We start from the raw sequence: 19158 nt of genomic DNA, 5'->3' as shown, positions 1-19158 counted from the left end.
CGTGACACTCCTCGTATCGGGCGCGAGGCGGAGGGAGCTGGGGAGGAGAAGAGGAAGGGCGACCAGTGGGGCCCTTCACCACCGAGAATTATCCACACGGATAATTTCGTCAATGCTTCGCGCGCACGTAATCAACTCTTTATGCCGCCGGAAACAGGCGAGTCCCCGTCGCTGGGCGACGGGGACTCGTCCTGACCTGCCGTTATGGCAGGGATTACGACATGGCGGCTACTCTGCGCCTCCACGCTGCCGGGTCAGCAGTGACCGCAGCTCCTTCAGCGCGGCCTCGGTGACGTCCGGCTCGTCGAGGACCAGCTGGTGCAGTACGAGACCCTCCAGAGCGGCGAACACGAGCCGGGTCAGGGCAGGGCTGGTGCCGTCGGGCAGGCTGCGGGACAGCTCCCTCTCCGTGGCCTCGAAGTACTCCTCGTACAGCGCGCGGATCTGCGGCAGCAGCTCGGGCCTGCGCCGGGACTCGAGCATCAGCTCGTACTGGAACATCTGCATGGCCGGCTCGCGGGTGACCATGTCCGCCAGTCCCGCCGCGAAGTCCGCGATGTCGCCCGTGCCGGGTTCCAGGGAGCTCGTGCGCGCGCTGGTGCGTACCGCGTGCTCGAGGGCCGCCTCGATCAGTGCGTCCCGCGAACCGAAGTGGTGCACCACGAGCCCGTGCGTGACACCCGCCTCCTCCGCGACGGCACGATAGGTGAGCTTCCGCAGCCCTCCCCGGGCCACCACGCGCACGGCCGCGTTGAGCAGGGCCTCACGGCCGGTCCCGTAGTCCACGCGCTTGCGGGGCCTGGCGGGGGGCTTCTCGGAGGAATCACTCATGAACGCGACCCTACCCGCGCGTCGCGACCGGCAGACCGCCCAGGGGCGTCATCGCTTCGGCGGACGGATGCCGCGGAACTCCCAGTCGCCGCCGAGCGCGGTGGACAGCACCTCCTCCGATTCGGTGGGCTGGGCGCCGACGTCGGTACGGATGGAGGTGGGGCCGGTGACGATGTGGTTGGTGAGGCGGCCCAGGCCCTCGACCTCGACCTCGACGACGTCGCCCGGCTGTACGGGGCGGGAGTTGGCGGGGGTGCCAGACAGCAGGACGTCGCCGGGGTACAGGGTGATGGTGCGGGCGATGTCGGCGACGAGATAGTGCATGTCCCACTTCATCTCGTCGGTCGAACCGTCCTGGACCACCTTTCCATTGACGTAGGTGCGCAGGCTCTTGCCGTGGAAGTCCCAGTCGGTGACCAGGCCGGGGCCGAGCGGGCAGAGCGTGTCGGAGCCCTTGACCCGGAGCATGGAGCCGGCGTCGGTGTCGCGGAAGTCGTGCAATCCGTAGTCGTTGGCGATCGTGTATCCGGCGATGTACTCGCCCGCTTCGGCCGGGGAGATGTTGCGCGCGGTCTTTCCGATGACGATGGCCACCTCGCCCTCGTAGTTGAGCCACTTGCAGCCCTCGGGGCGGACGATGGCACCCTTGTGCGAGTTGAGGGCCGAGGTCGGCTTGTGGAAGTAGGTGGGCGTGTCGGGGAGGTCGATATCGAACTCGTCGACACGGCTGCGGTGGTTGAGATGGACCGCGATGACCTTGGAGGGGACGACCGGGGGGAGGTGCTGGGCGTCCTCGGTCTTGACGCGGCGGCCGTCCGCGGCGACGAGTTCGTCACCGTCGACGGTGACCTGGACGGCGGCGCCGTCGAGGAGGATGCGGCGGTATTCGGGCATGGCAGTACTCCTAGATACGGCTGTGAGGGTTGTGCGCGGAGGGGGCGGCGGGCAGGCCGGCGCCGGTCCAGCCGTCGGCCGGGCGGTCGAACCAGAGGTGGACCTGGCCGGTGCCGATGGAGTTCTCGTACTCGCCGTACTGGCGGGCCTTGGCGACGCAGGCCTGTTCCCCGAGGGCACCGGCCATCATCAGGTAGTGGAAGAACTTCGCCTCGGGCCTGTACTTCGAGAACTCCGGCATGGTGTCGAGGACCTTGTCGTGGCGGCCCTCCTTGAACCAGGCGATCCGCTCGTAGTCGGCCTCGCGCGCCTCGGGCGTGAAGATGTGCACCGGGTCGCTCGACTCGTGGTCGCGCAGCTCGCGCAGCGGCCAGAAGGTGTGCGACAGCGCACCGGAGGCGATGACCAGGACCCGGCGGCCCGGGGTGGCGGCGATCCCGTCGGCCAGCGCCCGGCCCAGCCGCAGGTGGTCCTCCATGTCCCCGGTCTGACAGACCCCGATGGTCACCCACCGCTTGTCCGGCAGCCCCTCCCCCAGGAACTTCCAGAGGTTGGTGGTGGCGTAGTAGATCGGCAGGTACTCGTCCTCGATCGCGGTGATCCAGGTCCCGTGCTTGTCGGCGAACTTCTCGATGTTGTGGGCCAGTTCAGGATCACCGGGGAAGTCGTACGGCATCCGGCACATGCCGCGCGGTAGCTCCTCGGAGGTGAACAGACCGGCGCGGCGCTGCTGGGCTGTGACGACGAACTCGACGGTGGTCGCCCAGTGGGAGTCCAGGACGACGACGGTGTCGTATTCGTTGGCGGTGTCGCGCTCGAAGACGTCCTTGCGGAGCTGGTGCAGGCCGGTGACGAGGGTGATCTCCTTGCCCCCGTTCAGCTCCAGCCGGGTCTCCTCGGGCAGCACGATGGTGGGGACGTGGGCGAGGAGGCCCGCCCCGACGATCTCACCCATGGTTGTTCCATCCGTTCGGCGAGGTCACGGTGTTCTTGAGGTCGCAGTAGAAGTCGAAGCTCCAGGTGCCGCCCTCGCGGCCGACGCCCGAGTGGCGGGAGCCGCCGAACGGCGCCTGCAGGTCGCGGACGAAGAAGCAGTTGGTCCAGACCGTGCCTGCGACAAGCTGGGCGGTGACGCGTTCGGCGCGCTCGGGGTCACCGGTGGCGAGCGTGGCAGCCAGCCCGAAGCGGGTGTCGTTGGCGAGGCGGACGGCTTCGTCTTCGGTGGCGAAGGTCTGCAGGGTCAGGACCGGGCCGAAGACCTCCTCCTGCACGATCTCCGAGTCCTGGGCGACGGCGGTCAGGAGGGTCGGCGCGTAGTACTGGCCGTCCTTGCGGTGGCCGCCGATGACCGCGCGGGCACCGGCCGCCACGGCACGCTGCACGAAGCCGTCGATCTTCTCCAGCTGGAGCGGGTGGATGTTCGGCCCGATGTCGGTAGCCTCGCCGCGCGGGTCGCCCTGGGTGAGCTGCCCGGCCTTCTCGACGAAGCGGCGGGTGAACTCCTCGGCGACCGACTCCTCGACCAGGAAGCGCGTCGCAGCCAGGCACACCTGGCCGGCGTTGTCGTACTGCTCCACCGCCAGGTCGACGGCCAGGTCCAGGTCCGCGTCGGCGAACACCAACAGCGGCGACTTGCCCCCCAGTTCGAGACTCAAGGGCGTGAGGTTCGCGGCCGCCGACTCCGCGATCCGCTTGGCCGTGGGCACGGAGCCGGTGAAGCTGATCCGGCGCACGTCGGGATGCGAGGTCAGCGCGTCGCCGATCTCGGAGCCGTAGCCCTGGACGACGTTGAGCACACCTGCCGGGAGCCCGGCCTCGGTGGCGATGTCGGCCAGCAGGGAGGCAGTCAGCGGGGTCCACTCGGCGGGCTTGAGGATCACCGTGTTGCCGGCCGCGAGAGCCGGGGCGACCTTCCAAGTGGCCAGCATCAACGGGGCGTTCCACGGTGTGATCAGCACGGAGGGGCCCGCTGGGTCCCAGCTGACGTGGTTGGTGTGCCCGCGCGTCTCGAAGTCCTCGTGCTCCAGTTTCAGCAGCCAGTCCGCGAAGAAGCGGAAGTTGTGGGCGACGCGGGGCATGACGCCCCGGCGGTGGGAGCGCAGAAGGGCTCCGTTGTCGGTGGTCTCGACGATGGAGAGCTCTTCGATCCGCTTCTCGACCCCGTCGGCGATGGCGTGCAGGATGCGTGCGCGTTCCGCGCGGGAGGTGGCCGCCCAGGCGGGGAACGCGGCCTTCGCGGCGGCCACGGCGGCGGCTGCCTCCATGGCCGTGCCCCGGGAGATGCCGCCGATCGTGCTGCCGTCGATGGGCGAGACGTCCGGGAACGTCTGTGCCGAGGCGACGCGCTCGCCGCCGATCCAGTGCCGGGTGTCGACGGCGACCCCGGCAACGGTGATGGTGTGTTCGCTCATGCTCTGCTCCTCCGGTCTCACGAGGTGGTGGGGTCTACTCGGCGCCGGAGGTGCCGGATTCCAGCAGTCGGCCGCCGTCCCAGACGACGCCGACCTGGCGGTAGTAGGCGGCGATCGGCTCGCGGATCTCCAGGCGGGCCAGTTCTTCGGTGGGCGCCTCGAACAGCTCCAGCTCGGCGTCGCCGCGCCAGGCCTGTCCCGCCTCGAAGGACGCGGCGCCCGACTCGATCAGCTCGTCCAGAGCGAGGCCCTTGCCCTTCTCGATGGAGGGCAGCCAGCGGTGGTGGGCCATCGGGTGGGCGTTGACGAAGCCGTTCGTCTGCGACGGCTCGCGCAGGGTGACCGTGGTCTGGGCCAGGCGCCGGTCGGCGGCGGCGAGCGTGGCGCCGAAACGGGCCCCCGCCTCGATGCGCGGCGCGGGGCCGTACGGGTGCGGGCGGGTCTGGTGGATCGAGCCGAGCTTCTTCGGGTAGCCCTGGTGCAGGCCGCGGGCGATGGCGAAGTCCTTGTCGACCCAGATGTAGACGCATCGCGAGTACGTCTGGCCCCGGTACTTGCAGCGGACGACCGCGAACGCCTCCTTGTACTGGGAGAGCACGGGATCGAGCAGTTCCTCGCCGGACGCCGAGCAGGACTGCCAGTCGGCCCAGATCAGCGCCACCGCGCCCGGGTCCTCGTCGGCGAGCTCCAGTGGCTCGGGAAGCAGTTCACGCACGCGCGCCGGGTCGGTGCGGTACTCGACGGTGAGCAGGTCCCCGGAGTACAGCCAGGGCGGTGAGGGGACCAGCGACGAGGCACCGCTCGCCGTCTTGGGGAAGAAGAATCCACGGACGGTGTTCATGATCAGCGAAGTCCTTTGGCGGTGAGGGCGGGCTGCTCGAGCAGTTCGGCGCGGTATCGGGAGGCGGCGGCCACCGCGGCCGGACCGCCGAGGGCGACGACACCGGCCAGTCGGCCGCCGGCGTGGTAGCCGACGACGACATCTCCGTCGAGGTCGCCGTCCAGGACGCGTACGTCCTCCTTGCCGAGTACCGGTGCGCCGAAGGACTGCAGGCGGAAGTCGTGCTGGTCGCTCCAGAAAGTGGGCAGCGGCGCGAACGGGGACAGGCCGTGGCTGGTGCCGGCCAGCTGGGCGACGAGGGTCTTCGCGGCGTGCTTGGCGGTGTCCGTGGGGATGCACCAGTGCTCCACACGGCGTGGTACGCCGTCGTAGCGGGCGTTGGGGAAGCGGGCGACGTCGCCGACGGCCACCACGTCGGGCCGTCCGCCGGCGCGCAGGTGCTCGTCGGTGAGCACGCCGTCGCTCAGGTCGAGGCCGTTGCCGTCCAGCCACTCGGTGTTGGCGACCGACCCGACCGACTCGACCACCACGTCGGCGGGAAGGACGGTGCCGTCGCCGAGGGCAACGCCGGTGACGTGGTCGTCGCCGGTGAAGCCGGTCACGCCCGTGCCGAGGGCGAAGCGCACGCCGCGCTCCTCGTGGCGCTTCAGCAGGACCCTGGCGAGGAGCTCGCCGAGGGGGCCGACCATCGGCAGGGGCAGCGGGTCGACGACCGTCACCTCCCGGGCGCCCAGAGCGAGGGCGGTGGCGGCGACCTCGCAGCCGATGAAGCCGCCTCCGACGACGACCACGCGGGCTCCGGGCCTGGTCAGGGCCTGCCGCAGACCCTGCGCGTCGTCGATGGTGCGGACCGTGTGCCGGCCCGCGAGCGGGCCGGGGCAGCGCAGGCGCCGGGGCCGCATTCCGGTGGCGACGACCAGACCGTCGTAGGAGAGTGCCTCGCCGTCGTCGAACTCGACGATGTTCTCCGCGAGCCGGGTGGCGACGATCTTGACGCCCAGCCGCCATTCCGCGTCGGCCACACTCGCCCGCGGGCGGAAGGCGAGTGACTCGAAGGGTGCCTTGCCGGCCAGGACCTCCTTGGACAGGGGCGGCCGGTTGTAGGGCATGTGCGGCTCGTCACCGACGAGGGTGATGGCTTCGGTCCAGCCGGCGGCCCGCAGCTGCTCGGCCGCGCGCAGGCCGGCCATGGAGGCGCCGGCCACGACGATGCGTGCACTCCGCGAAGTCATGGTCAGCCCTCGATACGGATGGCCTGGAGCGGACACACGTCGGCGGCTTCCTCGACCTCTTCGCGCAGCGCGTCGTCGGGGTCGGGGACGTAGGCCAGGTGGCCGCTGTCGTCCATGGAGAAGACATCGGGTGCGGCGAAGACGCACTGGCCGTGGTCCTGGCACTTGTTCATGTCGACGACGACCTTCATGGCCGGTCCTCCTGAATGTGAGGGCGTCGGGGCGGGGACGAGCGGAGGAAGAGGGGCCCGACCGGCGTCGGCCGGGCCCCGGCCAAAGGTCCGGCAACTGACCGAACCCTTACTCATTTGGCTTCAAACAACATAGGAAGCCGCCCGACCCTGGTCAATACCTATCCATGCGGATAATTTTTTTCCTGCCGCCCCTTGCGGGGTACTCGAAGTCCTCATACCGTTTGGCATCAAACAAGCTATTCCATGTGCCGCGCCCCCACCCGTACCGGCCCTCTGAATCCCCTCACCATCCACACGCCTAGGAGTTGTCTTCAAATGTCACGCCCACATCAGGAGCGATGCGAGGGTGACGGCGGCTTGGTAGGACTCGGCGGTCTTGTCGTAGCGAGTAGCGATGCCGCGCCACTGTTTCAAGCGGTTGAAGCACCGTTCCACCACGTTGCGTCGTCTGTAGAGCTGCTTGTCGAAGACCGGCGGGCGCCCGCCTCGGCTGCCGCGTCGGAGCCGGTTGCGGATCTGATCGGCCCGCTCGGGGATGGTGTGGCTGATGCCGTGCCGTCGCAGCCAGGTGCGGATGGCCCGGGAGCTGTAGCCCTTGTCGCCCAGGACATGGGCGGGCCGTGTGCGGGGCCGGCCCGGGCTGATGCGGGGCACCCGGATGGCTTCCATCACGGCGGTGAACTGGGTGCAGTCGTTGGTGTTGCCGCCCGTGAGTGTGAAGGCGAGCGGGCGGCCGACGCTGTCGCAGGCCAGGTGGATTTTGCTGGTCAGACCGCCTCGGGAGCGTCCGAGGCCGGGACTGCGGGCCCCCCTTTTCGGGCCCCGGCGGCGTGCTGGTGGGCGCGGACGACGGTGGAGTCGACCGACACCAGCCAGTCGATGTCTCCGGCCGCGTCCGCCCTGGCCTGGGCGGCGCGGAGCATCCGGTCGAAGGTGCCGTCCAGAGCCCACCGGCGAAAGCGGGTGTGCAGTGTGGCCCACGGGCCGTACCGCTCGGGCACGTCCCGCCAGGCCGTCCCGGTACGGAACTTCCACACGATCCCGTTGAGCACCGTGCGGTCGTCCAACCGCTTCCGGCCCCGCAGCGACACCGGCAGCAGTGGCCCGACGAACTCCCACTCGGCATCGGACAGTTCATGGCGACGTATCACCCCACCATGATCCACTACTCAAGATCTTTTGAAGACACCGCCTAGCGCCCGAGGAGACATCGGTGAGCGCAGACCCAACCCCCAGCCTCCGTCAGCACATGCAGCGACTCGCCGCCGACGGCATCGACGTGGTGCGCGTGACCTATCCCGACCTGATCGGCACCGACCGAGCGCGCGACGTGCTGTTGGACCACCTGCCGTCGGCCTGCGACCACGGCCTGGCCTTCTGCCGGGCCGTGTACCACACCAGCCCCCAGGGCCACGTGGTGCCCGTCTCCGGCGGTCTCGACGCCGGCCTGCCCGACATCACCGTGCGACCGGACCTGGACACCCTGGTCCCCCTCCCCTGGGAACCCGGCGTCGCCTCCTGCCTCGCCGACGTCACCGACCCGGCCACCGGCCTGCCCGCGCCCGAGTCACCCCGCGATCTGCTGCGCACCGTCCTCGACCGATGTGCCGAACACGGCCTGCGTCCGGTGGTCGGCCCCGAGCTCGAGTACTTCCTCTGCGCCGAGGACCCGGCCTCCCCGAGCGGCTGGAAGCGTTACTCGAGTGCCACCGGCGTCGTCTACACCGCCGGTCTGCGCGCCGACGGCGACAATCACCTGCTCCGCACGCTGCGTCTGCTGCGGGACATGAACATCGGCGTGACCAGCGGAAACCACGAGTTCGACGGCAGCCAGTTCGAGATCAACCTCACCCACTCCGACGCCCTGTCCGCCGCGGACCGCGCCTTCCGCTTCAAGTCCGCGATCAAGGAACTGGCCCGGCAGGAGGGCAAACTCGCCACCTTCATGGCCAAGCCGTTCAACGACGCCGGAGGCTCCGGTTTCCACCTCCACCTGTCCTGCGACAGCTCCTCCGACGAGGAAGGCGCCGGTAACTCCTTCGACGATCCCGCCGGGCCGTACGGACTGTCCGCCACCGCACGCCACGCCGTCGCCGGCATCCTCGCCCACGCCCCGGCCCTGGCCGCACTGGCCAACCCGACCGTGAACTCCTACCGGCGTTTCGGCCCGGACACCCTCGCTCCCTGGCTGATCGACTGGGGCCTGGACAACCGCAGCGCCATGATCCGCATTCCGCCCGAGCGCGGCTCCGGCGCCCGGTTCGAACTGCGCCTCGGTGACGCCAGCGCCAACCCGTATCTGCTGATCGCGGGCACGGTCGCCGCCGCACTGCTCGGGGTTCTGACCGGCGAGGAACCCCCCGCCCCGCTGGAGGGGTACGGCTACGACACTGCCAAGGCAGCCATGCTGCCCATGAACCTGCCGGCCGCGCTCGACGCCCTGGAAGCGGACACGGAGCTGACCGACATCCTCGGCAAGGACTTCACCGCCTCGTTCCTCTCCTACAAGCGCAACGAAATCGAACGCTTCCAACGGCACGTCACCGACTGGGAGTTCACCGAGTACGCCTACCACCTGTGACGACTGGGAGCCATGCGATGACGACCGAGACACCGACCGCCGCCGTGAACGAACCGATGCCACTGGCAGACGTCAACCTCGCCGATCTGGACAACTTCACCGACGGCATCACCCCATGGCGCATGTTCCACACCCTGCGCCACCAGGACCCGGTGCACTGGCAGCCCGAGGAGGCCCCCAACTCCGGCTTCTGGGCCGTGACCCGCCACGCCGACATCGCCCGCGTCGACCGTGACGCCGAGACCTTCACCTCCACGAAGTTTGTCAACCTCGAAGAAGTCGACGAGGACCAGATCAAGACCCGCGCCTCCATCCTGGAGCTGGACGGTGTCCGCCACCGCGCGCTGCGCAGTCTGCTTCAGCGCCAGTTCGGCGCGAGCGTCATCAACAGCTACACCGACTTCCTGCGTGGCCTGACCGCCACCACGCTGGACGCGGCGCTGGCCAAGGGGACCTTCGACTTCGTCAAAGAGATCTCCGCCGACTTCCCCATCAACGTCCTCGCCCGCCTCCTCGACGTACCGCCGGAGGACAACCAGCAGCTCATCGACTGGGGCAACCGGATCATCGGCAACACCGACCCCGACTACGCCGATGTCCTGCTGGACAGCGCGGAGAGCGAGCAGTACCGGCACCTGCCCTTCCGCTCCCCCGCCTCGCTGGAGGTCTTCGAGTACGGCCGTGAGCTGGCCCGGCAGCGGCGCGGCGGCGACGGCACCGACCTGGTGTCGAAGCTGGTGAACACCATCCCGAAGGACGGTGTGCCGCTCTCGTCACAGGACTTCGACAACTACTTCCTGCTCCTCGTCGTGGCCGGCAACGAGACCACCCGCCACACCATCACCCACTCCATGCTGGCCCTCCTCCAGCACCCCGACCAGCTGGCCCGCCTCAAGGACGACCCGTCCCTGATCCCGGGCGCGGTCGAGGAGTTCCTGCGCTGGGCCTCCCCCGTCTACCACTTCCGCCGCACCGCCACCCAGGACGTCGAACTCGGCGGCAAGCGGATCAAGGAGGGCGACAAGGTCGTCATGTGGTACGCCTCCGGCAACCGTGACGAGGCGGCCTTCGGCAACCCGTACGACTTGGATGTCACCCGCGCCGACAACGACCACGTCACCTTCGGCAAGGGCAGCCCCCACCTGTGCCTGGGCAACCTGCTCGCCCGCACCGAGATCCGCATCATGTTCGAGGAGCTGATCCCCAGGATCGCCGACATCCGCCTCGTCGGCGATGTCCCGCGCGTCCGCTCCAACTTCGTCAACGGCATCAAGAAACTACCCGTCGAAGTCACCCTCGCCTGATCGCAGCGGCCCATCCGCACGGCGGCTCACGAAGGTGGGCACGAGCCCAAGGGCCAGCCCCTCATGTTTGTTGTCAAGCGAACTCCGTCTCGAGGATTGCAACGATGACCGATTTCAGGTTGGCGAAGCCGTGCTCGACGGCGGCGCGTTCGCGGTTGAGCAGGCGGTTCGCTTCTCTCTCCGCGTCGGTGAGCTGGTGGTTGCGGGTGGCCTTGCGGCCGGTGATGATCACCGGGTGGTCGTCGGGGTCGTCGTCCAGGCCGACGAGTCCGAGATCGGCCAGGGCTCCGAGACCGGCCTCGCGCAGGTGTCCGATGATCTTGTTGTGGCGGGCGGTGGTGATCTCGCTGGACCGGCCCGGCTTCGCCGCCGGGATCCAGATCACGTTGCCTTGCTCGTCGGTCAGCGCGAGAAACAGCAGGCCATGGGACTTGTGTTTGCCGCTGTAGTTCTTCCGGTTGTCCTTCCCGGTGCGGCGCCGGGTGCGGATGAGGGTGCCGCCCAGCAGGACCACGACCCCGCCGGCACGGGCGATCTTCTTCAGCGCGCGGTCCAGGCGCGGGGCGCGGGCGAACAGCAGGCGGATCACTTCCATCACCCAGCGGCGCACGGTGGAGGCGGAGACCGCGTTGCCGCCGGCCATGTCGGCAAGACGCTGGTCGTGACGGAGCACGGCGAGCACGATGACCGCCTGGGTCCCGGAACTGACCTTGCGCCAGCGGGTTTGCGCAGCTGGCCACGGACCGGCTCGACCTTGCCCGGCGTGAGCTCCCGACCCAGCATCCCAGCGACGTCCTTGGCCATCACCGGACCCTCCGCCCCGGCCACGATCTCCATGATCCGCCGATACTCCGGGGTCAGGGACTCCACCCCCATCCCCTCGGACCGGTCCGGCACCAGACGCATCCCGCCCGCACCCGGCTCCGGCTCCGGCTCCGGCTCCGGCTCCGGCTCCGGCTCCGGCTCCGGCTCCGGCTCCGGCTCCACAATGCCCGACGACCGACGTCCACCATCGGTTGCCTCGGCCCACTGCCCGAACACCACCTCGGCTGCTTCCAGCCGGGCCAACTGCGACTCGATCCCGGACAGTTCCTTGCGGAGCAGCTCAGCCCGTCCTTCCAGCTCAAGCCGTTGCTGGACCGTCCATGTCAGCACATCCGTCATACACACCTCCCACCAGGAGGCTATGCAGCGGCCCGCTGCCCCGGCCCCGGGAATCCCAGAGGCCGCCCGTGACGGACGATCACGTGCTAACGATCTCTCGCCCGACCAGCACGAGAACCCCGCGGAGACCTCACACCAGCCCTGCTGACCAGCGGAAATCAGGATGGCAGATCTTCATTGCTCCGACGGACGGAAGGCAACGACGTTGTCTGGGACCTGCGAGCGGGGCGCCGACTGGCTTTGCTGGTCGGTCAGGACCGCGGCGGCGAGGGTGAGACGGGTGACTAGCTCTCGCAGTTCCTTGATCTCCCTTCGCTGGTTCGAGACGGTCTCTTTGAGCTTGACCACGGACTCGCGCAGTCGGCGCTCCGCCTCGGGGACTTGCTGCGCTTCGGTGCGTACCCGTTCGTAGAATTCGTTCTTCAAATCCGCGTGCCGCTTCATCAGCGCCATGCGGTGGACGTCTGCCTCGACGGCGAGGGCCGCGATGGTGAGACTCCCATTGGAAGCGGTGGCCTGCCCGGCCAGGAGGCGGTCCATCGCCTCGCGGATGCGCGTGCGCTCGTCGGTGGGTTGCTCGGTCATCTCAGGACCTCGGCGGTCTCGGCAGCGGCGGCGTGGGTAACGGCGGCCTGGCGGAGTCGGGCGGCGTGGGCCTGCAGCCGGTTGCCGATGTGCATGGGTGCATGCGCGGCGAGCTGGTCGATCTCGTCGGCACGATCACGCAGTTGACTGGCATGAGTGTCGGTGCGGGCCATGTTTCCGCAGCCCGCCCGGCAGTCGACCACATTCGGCGAGGTCGCGTTCGCTGCCGGTTCACACAATGCCGTCTCGCGCTTGAATGCGCAGATCAGGAGGGCGTCGGAGTTGTCGAACAGGACAATGCCGTCCCGGGCGAGATAGGCGGCCGCCTTCCTCGCGAACGTGGAGGGGACGATGCGGCCCTCGAAGTGCGGGGCTTGGGTCGCGCCGGTGACAGCGCGACGGGCCGCCGGTCCCGAGATCTTCTCACCGGCGGCCATGCGGTCACGAAGACGCGCGGCGGTGTCGGCCGCGGCAAGGGCTGTCTCGACATCGAGCACCCCGTGGATGCCCCGGCGGCCGAGGGCTCCGTAGCCGGTGGATGTGCGTGCATCCAGGACGGTGCGCATGTGGCCGTACTGGATGGCGAGGGCGATCAGCCCGCCCGGGCGGCGGGCGATGTGCCAGGCCAGCGTACGTCTGAACCGGGCCATGCCGAGCTCACCGTGCGGGTCCTGGGGGATGGCCTGTTCCGGAAGGCCCTGGGCGACGGCTTCGCGGTTGGCCCAGGCGACGAAGCTGCCGATGCGGCGGTTCAGAGTCCCGTTCTTCAGCGCCCCCTGGTGGGCTTTGACCCCCTGGAAGTCGTGATGGGCGGCGCTGAAAAGGAGCTCCCCTTCGGGGACGATGCGCTCAAGGATGCGAATCGAGCGGACGACAGGGGCGATGGCGACCCAGGGGACCTCCCGCTCGACGCCGGCGGAGATGTGGTGGCCGTTGTCGTTGGTGACCTCCTTGTAGTGATGGCTGCGGATGAGGTGGCGTCCAGGGGTGCCGTCGGGTCGGGGCGCCGGGTCAGGGCAACACCCGGAGCGCAAGCCTTGCGCTTCCTGCGGCCGCATGCCGGTCAGATAGAGGATGATGATCATGGCGGCCGTGCCGAGGTGCTTCATCAGGTCGGCGGCCTCATTGAAGTCGAGGCTCTGGCGCCAGGGGCGTCCGGCGACCTGGCCGGTAACCGGAACGTCCAGTGGGCATGGGCCGGGCCGGTACGCGGCCAGGTTGGTCAACCCGTGCTGCTTCTTGAAGCGATCGACCTGGCCGAGGCTGGCACCGGTGGTTGCGGCGATGAAAGCGCGGGCCAGGGTGTGGCCACCGTCGCATCCTGTGCTGGGTATCGGGGCTCCGGAGGTGATGAGGGGCAGCAGGGTCTCCTCAATTCGGGCGCGTCCCGCGGGGGTGGCGGTGCTGGCGGAAGCGATGCTGAGCAGCCGGCGCCGTTCGGTCCAGGCGGCCAGGATGTCCTCGGCGAGGTCGTCGACCATGCGGCCGGCCCAGACCAGCAGTGGGCCGATGACCTGCGGGTCCAAGGGTTCGGTGGTGTTCTCACGGCCGCCTTCACCGGTGGCGGAGGGCAGGTAGTCGTCGACGCCCTCGGTGTCCCAGGGAGGTCGGGGGATCCCCGAGGGGTGGGCAGCGAGTTGGTCGTAGGCCCATAGGTCGGTCAGCCGGGCGAGGACCTTCTCGGAGTAAGCGCGTGTGATGCCGCTCTGCCAGCGCTCCGTGGTGTATGCGCTCCACCACTCGTCGGTAAAAGCTCCGAGGTCGGACATGCCGCGCTCGTGCGCCCAGTGGGCAAGGCGGATCCACTCACGGCATGTCTCCAGGATGTCGTCGGCGGAGCCGCGGGTCCGTGCGCGGTGTCCGCGGGTCTGGACAACGGTGGGTCGCAGCTCGCCGTTGATCATGATCCAGGCTGGCAGCTTCAACTGGCCGCGCAGCCCGATCGGGCACCTGCTCCAATGGATTTTGGAGAGTGTGGCGCCCGGATTGTCGATGAGTGGCGCCAAGGGCCAGACCGCATCAGCGTAGCGGCCGTTGGGGTGCCGGTTGCCGGCGCTGATCCACCGGTCCATCACGACGGGGGAATCCGGCGTCGGCATGGGCAGCACGTACGGGTCGACTTCATCGACGAGGGCGGAGGTCACGAGGCCAGCTCTCCCTTCAGTAGGAGCGCGACGACCGTGCGGTCCCGGTCGCTGACCCGGCCCAGCGCGGCATTCCAGGCGGCTGGGCCCACTCTGTCGCGCATGTCGTTCAGGCGTAGCAGGTGGTCGTGCCAGCGCGCCGTCCAGGTGTGATCGGGGAGCACCGAGCGAAGGCTCATCAGTTGCTGATGCAGATGGGCGAGGCGGGGATGGTGACCGGGGTGGACATGGGCGTTGCCGCAGGCCAGGCAGAGTAGGAAGTCCGCTGCGCAGCCCCCGTCCGGGGCGGGCCAGGGGCTGGTGGTGTCGTCCTCGCAATCGGCCGTCGCGGTCTCGTGATGCGCGGGGTTCGGCTCACGTGCGAGGTGTCCGCCGAAGACGGTTGCCTGCGCTTGCTGGAGTGCTTCGTGGGCGCCGGCTTCGAAGACTGCTTGGGATGCTCGCTGGACTCGCTGGTCGGGCAGCACGTAGACGCTCTCGTGGGTGCCCTGGGTGTGCTGCATGGGTCTGCCCTCGCGGGTGACCGTCGTGCGCCTGGTGCGTTGGAACGGCGATCCGCTCAGCCCGTGGCTTCGAGCCCAGCTGGTGGCGTCGACACGGGAGACACCGAAGACCAGCGGGCCGATGCGCGGTGGGCGATCCAGATCGCGGCGCTCGCGCCCGACTTGTTGCAGGCGTGCGGTCATCAGCAGGTCGGTGCCGGGGGCCAGCTTCGCGGCGAGCGCGCGGCCGTGTGCGGTGGCGTCCAGGGCCTGTGTGATCAGACGTCCCGGGGAGGCGGCTCCCGAGTCGGTGATGTTCTCCGTGCTGAACCACCGGCCCGCCCCGGGTCGCCGCTTCTCCACCTGCACCAGGTATGTCACCGTCGTCCTCTCACCAACCGACGGCGCCCGGGTGGGCGCGGGCATGCGGTCGTAGACGGACAGATTCCAGGCAAAGCGGTCGGTCAGCAGCACGGCCAGGGCAGTCAGCTCGTGCCGGGTCAAGAACAGCCGGCCCCACGTTCGTTCGACGCTGCCCCCGCCGAGGAGACCACGGTGCCTCAGGTTGGTCAGGCCATCGCTCCGCCGTGCGCGGGGCACGTCTCCGGTGCACGCCATCACGTCGAGGATCTGGCCGAGCTGCGCTTCACGGCTGCCTTCGGGCAGTTGCCCGAGCCGCCAGCGCTCCAGCACGATGGTGTTGTCCCGGATGCGCATCCAAGCGGCGCGGAACTGGCGCTGCGCGGTGAGTAGCACTTGCTCGCGTTCCGCATCCTCGTACGACTGCTTGCTCGGCGTTCCCTGTGGCACCCGGCGGGCGAGCTCTTCGGCCACTTGGCCGGTGCGCAGCCTCGGGTCCGCGCGCAGCAGGACCCGAATGGTGGCCAGCGTGATCCTGCCCGTGTTGGTCTTGATGTTCCGCTCGCGCCAGCGTTTCAGGGCGGCGGCGGTCAGGCCGTCGAGATCCTCAGGCGGGTTGTCCAGGCGGGAAAGGAAGCGCACGAAGACCAGCAGTTGGTTCCAGTAGTGGTCGGCGGAGGAGTGGCTCGTCCACCGACGGGACTGGGCAGCAAAGAGCGCGGCCAGCGAGTGCCGCATACGCTCTGGGGCGGGCAGCTTCGCGAAGTCGAACTCCTTCTTCTCGCCGGCCTTGTTGCCTACCGTCACTACCAGTCCGTCCCGGGGACGCGGCGGTCCGGTGCGATAGCCGGCCGGCGGCAACACGGCCCTCCGTCCCCGCCCGCTCATCCACTCACCCCGAGCAGCGTGTCGACGTCCTGGATGCCGGCCGTCTCCCGAGCCAGCCGGGTGAACACGTCGTCGATGCCCTCGCCTCCCACCGCGCCCTGGCCGTCGGTGATCTCAGCAGTGGCGAGGATGGACTCCAGCTGCAGGTGCGCGACGGGCGCGAGGTAGTGGCGCTTGGTCACCTCCACGTCCGCGTGCCCGAGGAGGGTCTTCACCAACCACCAGGGGTCACCGAACAGCAGCGCGAAGTCCCGCCGGTCGGCCGCGGTGAGCCCGTAGCGTGTCTCCATGAGCTGGTTCAGCACGATGAGCATGTAGAGCGCGAATGAGTGCCGCGCGGCGTGAGGGGTCGCGTAGGGACTCTTCCCGCGGACCTCTGCCAGCCGCAGCTCCCGCTTGACCACCCGCTCCACCGGCGCGAGCAGCACCTCGTCGCAACGCAGATTCGCGCTCCTGAACACGCCGTTCCACCGGCCCGGGAGCATCGGCAGCCCTTGCTCGGTCAGCCACAACCAGGCCGGCTCGGGCCCTTCCGGCCCATCCAGGAAGAGCCACTGACGCTCCCGCCAGCCCAACAGACCAAGCTCGCGGCCCCCAGCGACGCCGTCCCGGTCTACCCACTCGACCTTCGGCTTCGGGCCACGGGTCACTTTCGTGAGCAGCCGAATCTCAGGCAGCCGCTCGTAGCGGCCCGCGGCCTGAGCGCGCCTTACTGCCCAGGCCCGCTCGGACGCCACATACGCTTCGACCTGACCGACCGCATCGACCGAGGCGTAGAAGACTCGCCCGCACTTCGACCTGGTGACGGCGCCCGCGACACGGCCGTGGCAGTACCGGCCGGAGCGAAGCCGCTGGGTCGGAACCTCGAACGTCAGCAGCGACCCGCCCTCCTGCCGGCGAAGTCCGGAACTAAGGAGCAGTTGCACGAAACTGGTGTTCCGCAGCTCCGTCCGCGCATCCCAACCCGGTGCAGCGCCCCCGCCAGCCGCGTGACCGCGCAGTCCGATGTCCGACCACAGGGCCCAGGTCCGCGGCGTCAGCCACGACACCCGTGCGCTGACCGAGTCCGGGGCCCGGTCCTCCCGGCGGGAGAGGTCGACCGGCAGCGGAGAGACCTTCGCCCAGCGGAACAGCTTGGTGAACGCGGCGCCCTCCCGGTTCCACTTCGTACCGCCGATTCGCCCCGGATTTGCCGGCGCCGAGCAACGCCAGTCTCGGTAATCGGCCAGGTCCCGTTCACTCGCCTGGCACCACGGCACTCCGCGGGAGGACAGAAACTCGAGCAACAGACGGATGTCGGTGGCGTAGTTGCGCTTTGATTCCGGCTCCAGATTTCGGAACTCCTTGGAGCGAACGAAGTCCAACAAGCCCGCATCGATCATGCCGTCCGGACCCACGAAGACCGGATCCCCCGGACGAAGCCCGATTCGGGCGACCGCCTCCGGCAAGTCCCCGACGCCGAGAACCCCCTCCGGGGGCATCGTCCCCCACCGCCCCGAGTCCGGGACCCTGACCATGTACCACGCCCTCAACAGACACCTCCCCTGATGCTTGAACTCGCCCAATCATCAGGGAATTCACAAACAGGTGATCGGCGCTGTCGACGCCGTTGGCCGTGCGATGACAAGCCGCCCGGCTTCCGTCGCGGTCCGGGAAATGGGAGAAGTGACAGACCTTCGTTTCGTAGCGCTTGGTCATCAGCCGCTCGCCGCAGCCACCGAGCAGCGTCCCGCACCAGAAGTCGTCCTTGCCGAACTGGCGCCGGAACTCATCCAGATTGTGGGGCTCCTCGGGCAGGATGACCGGCTGGTCCGAATCCTGGCCTCCCATGACCGCCGTCTGGACGAGACGGAAGTCGATCTGCGCCACCAGCAGTTCCTCCGAAAACAGTCAGCACCCATCCACCCAAGGAGGCACACACCCGGCGCGGATACCGAGCCCCGGAGCACCCCTGGAGCCTGCGAAGTCACACACGTCCCGAAGGTGCAGCGACGTCTTGGGCCACCCGATGAGATTATCTCTCGCGTCGGACAATGCGTCAGGTGTGGTGTGCATGGCCTCCCGGAAATTCCTTGGCGGGCTCCGGTGAGTTGTCTTGCGCGGCGCGTCGGCCTACCGGCTTCGATTCCGTATCGAGCACCCAACCTGGTGGAGGAACTGGAGGAAGCCGACGAGGGAACTCGCTTAGTAGTTCTGGGACTTGCGGCTGGCAGTTTACCCAGGATGAGGGTTCGAGGCCGCCCGTGCGATGGCCGGTGAGGGGCCGCTGCCAGGGCGGGCCACTGGACTGTCCGCAAATGCCGGTCACGGGTGGACGAGGAGTGGGCCTGATCCGCTTTGCCGGACATTTGGGATCCGGATTCTGCCTCGGAAAGATGTCCAAATGGGAGGCATGGGGAAGCAGAAGCTTCGGCCTCGCCGTTCGTTCATGCCGGAGTTCATGTGCGAGATCGTCGAGCTGCGCTGGCGCAGTGGCCGCTCCGTCGGGCAGGTCGCCAAGGACTTCGACTGCCCGACACCCCTCTCGTGCCTCACTTGGGTCCTTGATGTCGCACTCCGTCTCCGTGAGTGCGGTCGTGTCACCCGCGACGCGGCTGCCTAGCACGTCGGGCTCGGCGATGGCGTCGCCGTTGCGGCGGACCTTCTTGAGGACGATGCTGTGGCCTGTGCGGTCGCCGTACGGCGGGGCCGTGGTGAAGTCGATCGTGCCGGTGGCCATGTCCGGGATCTCTCGTCGCCCTGGCGCGGCTGCGCACCGTCGTATGCGTGACCTGCTCGGCGATCTGCGGCGCTTGGCCGACCGGTTGCCCGAGCGTGAGGTCAACCGGATGATCGGCCAGCTGAAGAAGACCGCCGATGAGGCTGGCGACCACGTCACCGCGCTGCAGCGCGAAGAGGTTGACTCCTGGGTGACGGCCACCCACGCGCTCCACCCGGCCGCCTCGGGACTCACCCCCTACGTCAGCCCGGCCTGGGCCGCCCAGTATCGCGTCGGCAGGGCCCTTCAGTATCTGAGCCGCTTGTCCGACCGGCCACTCACCCGCGAAACCCGGCGGCGAGGTGACGTGGGCGCAGCGGCGCCAGGCCGACGGGTGGATTGCGCGCCTGCGTACGCCGCGGCCCCGCCCTAAGCGGAGCCCTGCCCAGGCGGCGGGGCCCCGAAGCCCGAGCCAGCCACGTGACGCCATCGGCGGGACCAAAGGACGGGACGGCACAAGGAGCCCGGAACGGGAGCGGCTGACCGAGG

15 protein-coding genes and 1 pseudogene are annotated in these 19158 nt (G+C 69.0%); 3 read left to right on the top strand and 13 right to left on the bottom strand.

Translation table 11 applies throughout. The annotated features are described in order from the left end of the window. Positions 1-228 precede the first annotated feature (228 nt). From OHS82_RS10130 to OHS82_RS10095, 8 genes and pseudogenes are all read right to left on the bottom strand, one after another. Positions 229-831, bottom strand: a complete 603-nt coding sequence (locus tag OHS82_RS10130; RefSeq protein ID WP_266529753.1) for a TetR/AcrR family transcriptional regulator — start codon at positions 829-831, stop codon at positions 229-231. A gap of 48 nt (positions 832-879) precedes the next feature. After that, positions 880-1725 carry a fumarylacetoacetate hydrolase family protein gene (locus OHS82_RS10125; protein WP_069757843.1) on the bottom strand — a complete coding sequence of 282 codons (846 nt, stop codon included), beginning with the start codon at positions 1723-1725 and terminating at the stop codon, positions 880-882. Positions 1726-1735: 10 nt separating this feature from the next. Next, on the bottom strand, positions 1736-2680 hold the full coding sequence (locus tag OHS82_RS10120) for a 3,4-dihydroxyphenylacetate 2,3-dioxygenase (RefSeq protein WP_266928318.1): 945 nt from the start codon (positions 2678-2680) through the stop codon (positions 1736-1738). Next, the gene (locus tag OHS82_RS10115; RefSeq protein ID WP_319290859.1) at positions 2673-4136 is read right to left on the bottom strand and encodes an aldehyde dehydrogenase; all 1464 of its coding nucleotides are present in this window, start codon (positions 4134-4136) and stop codon (positions 2673-2675) included. Before OHS82_RS10115 ends, OHS82_RS10120 begins: the two co-directional genes overlap by 8 nt. A gap of 34 nt (positions 4137-4170) precedes the next feature. Further along, entirely contained in the window at positions 4171-4977 is an 807-nt protein-coding gene (locus tag OHS82_RS10110; RefSeq protein WP_319290861.1) for an acetoacetate decarboxylase family protein, read from the bottom strand. A 2-nt stretch (positions 4978-4979) separates the two neighbouring features. Continuing rightward, a complete protein-coding gene (locus OHS82_RS10105) occupies positions 4980-6209 on the bottom strand; it encodes an NAD(P)/FAD-dependent oxidoreductase (RefSeq protein ID WP_319290863.1) in 1230 nt (409 codons plus the stop codon). A 2-nt stretch (positions 6210-6211) separates the two neighbouring features. Next, on the bottom strand, positions 6212-6400 hold the full coding sequence (locus OHS82_RS10100; RefSeq protein ID WP_319290865.1) for a ferredoxin: 189 nt from the start codon (positions 6398-6400) through the stop codon (positions 6212-6214). A 321-nt stretch (positions 6401-6721) separates the two neighbouring features. Further along, positions 6722-7551: pseudogene (locus OHS82_RS10095) on the bottom strand (IS5 family transposase). A gap of 101 nt (positions 7552-7652) precedes the next feature. On the opposite strand from OHS82_RS10095, the gene OHS82_RS10090 reads away from it, so the two are divergent. Together OHS82_RS10090 and OHS82_RS10085 are read left to right on the top strand one after the other, a co-directional pair. Beyond that, a complete protein-coding gene (locus tag OHS82_RS10090; protein WP_370743250.1) occupies positions 7653-8984 on the top strand; it encodes a glutamine synthetase family protein in 1332 nt (443 codons plus the stop codon). 17 nt (positions 8985-9001) lie between these two features. Beyond that, positions 9002-10288: a cytochrome P450 gene (locus tag OHS82_RS10085; RefSeq protein WP_319289356.1), complete on the top strand. Its 1287-nt coding sequence runs from the start codon at positions 9002-9004 to the stop codon at positions 10286-10288. A gap of 73 nt (positions 10289-10361) precedes the next feature. Here the strand turns inward: OHS82_RS10085 and OHS82_RS10080 are convergent, their stop codons facing one another. From OHS82_RS10080 to OHS82_RS10060, 5 genes are all read right to left on the bottom strand, one after another. After that, positions 10362-10961 carry a transposase family protein gene (locus tag OHS82_RS10080; RefSeq protein ID WP_319289355.1) on the bottom strand — a complete coding sequence of 200 codons (600 nt, stop codon included), beginning with the start codon at positions 10959-10961 and terminating at the stop codon, positions 10362-10364. A gap of 665 nt (positions 10962-11626) precedes the next feature. Further along, positions 11627-12037 carry a hypothetical protein gene (locus tag OHS82_RS10075; protein WP_069757853.1) on the bottom strand — a complete coding sequence of 137 codons (411 nt, stop codon included), beginning with the start codon at positions 12035-12037 and terminating at the stop codon, positions 11627-11629. Then, positions 12034-14181: an integrase gene (locus OHS82_RS10070; protein WP_328433726.1), complete on the bottom strand. Its 2148-nt coding sequence runs from the start codon at positions 14179-14181 to the stop codon at positions 12034-12036. Before OHS82_RS10070 ends, OHS82_RS10075 begins: the two co-directional genes overlap by 4 nt. Next, positions 14178-15830, bottom strand: a complete 1653-nt coding sequence (locus OHS82_RS10065) for a hypothetical protein (protein ID WP_328433725.1) — start codon at positions 15828-15830, stop codon at positions 14178-14180. Before OHS82_RS10065 ends, OHS82_RS10070 begins: the two co-directional genes overlap by 4 nt. Positions 15831-15907: 77 nt before the next feature. Then, the gene (locus OHS82_RS10060) at positions 15908-17428 is read right to left on the bottom strand and encodes an integrase (RefSeq protein WP_319289351.1); all 1521 of its coding nucleotides are present in this window, start codon (positions 17426-17428) and stop codon (positions 15908-15910) included. 1173 nt (positions 17429-18601) lie between these two features. On the opposite strand from OHS82_RS10060, the gene OHS82_RS10055 reads away from it, so the two are divergent. Continuing rightward, entirely contained in the window at positions 18602-19042 is a 441-nt protein-coding gene (locus OHS82_RS10055; protein ID WP_328433724.1) for a hypothetical protein, read from the top strand. Positions 19043-19158: the final 116 nt, after the last annotated feature.

The sequence above is a fragment of the Streptomyces sp. NBC_00425 genome (assembly GCF_036030735.1).
GTDB lineage: Bacteria > Actinomycetota > Actinomycetes > Streptomycetales > Streptomycetaceae > Streptomyces.
The sequence above is the reverse complement of the archived record's forward strand: the minus strand, read 5'-3'. Positions and strand labels throughout refer to the sequence as shown.

What these genes read in the sequence shown, in the direction of transcription:
- OHS82_RS10130 (WP_266529753.1), bottom strand. Translation starts at nt 831, where the DNA reads ATGAGTGATTCCTCCGAGAAGCCCCCCGCCAGGCCCCGCAAGCGCGTG.
- OHS82_RS10125 (WP_069757843.1), bottom strand. Translation starts at nt 1,725, where the DNA reads ATGCCCGAATACCGCCGCATCCTCCTCGACGGCGCCGCCGTCCAGGTC.
- OHS82_RS10120 (WP_266928318.1), bottom strand. Translation starts at nt 2,680, where the DNA reads ATGGGTGAGATCGTCGGGGCGGGCCTCCTCGCCCACGTCCCCACCATC.
- OHS82_RS10115 (WP_319290859.1), bottom strand. Translation starts at nt 4,136, where the DNA reads ATGAGCGAACACACCATCACCGTTGCCGGGGTCGCCGTCGACACCCGG.
- OHS82_RS10110 (WP_319290861.1), bottom strand. Translation starts at nt 4,977, where the DNA reads ATGAACACCGTCCGTGGATTCTTCTTCCCCAAGACGGCGAGCGGTGCC.
- OHS82_RS10105 (WP_319290863.1), bottom strand. Translation starts at nt 6,209, where the DNA reads ATGACTTCGCGGAGTGCACGCATCGTCGTGGCCGGCGCCTCCATGGCC.
- OHS82_RS10100 (WP_319290865.1), bottom strand. Translation starts at nt 6,400, where the DNA reads ATGAAGGTCGTCGTCGACATGAACAAGTGCCAGGACCACGGCCAGTGC.
- OHS82_RS10090 (WP_370743250.1), top strand. Translation starts at nt 7,653, where the DNA reads ATGCAGCGACTCGCCGCCGACGGCATCGACGTGGTGCGCGTGACCTAT.
- OHS82_RS10085 (WP_319289356.1), top strand. Translation starts at nt 9,002, where the DNA reads ATGACGACCGAGACACCGACCGCCGCCGTGAACGAACCGATGCCACTG.
- OHS82_RS10075 (WP_069757853.1), bottom strand. Translation starts at nt 12,037, where the DNA reads ATGACCGAGCAACCCACCGACGAGCGCACGCGCATCCGCGAGGCGATG.
- OHS82_RS10060 (WP_319289351.1), bottom strand. Translation starts at nt 17,428, where the DNA reads ATGGTCAGGGTCCCGGACTCGGGGCGGTGGGGGACGATGCCCCCGGAG.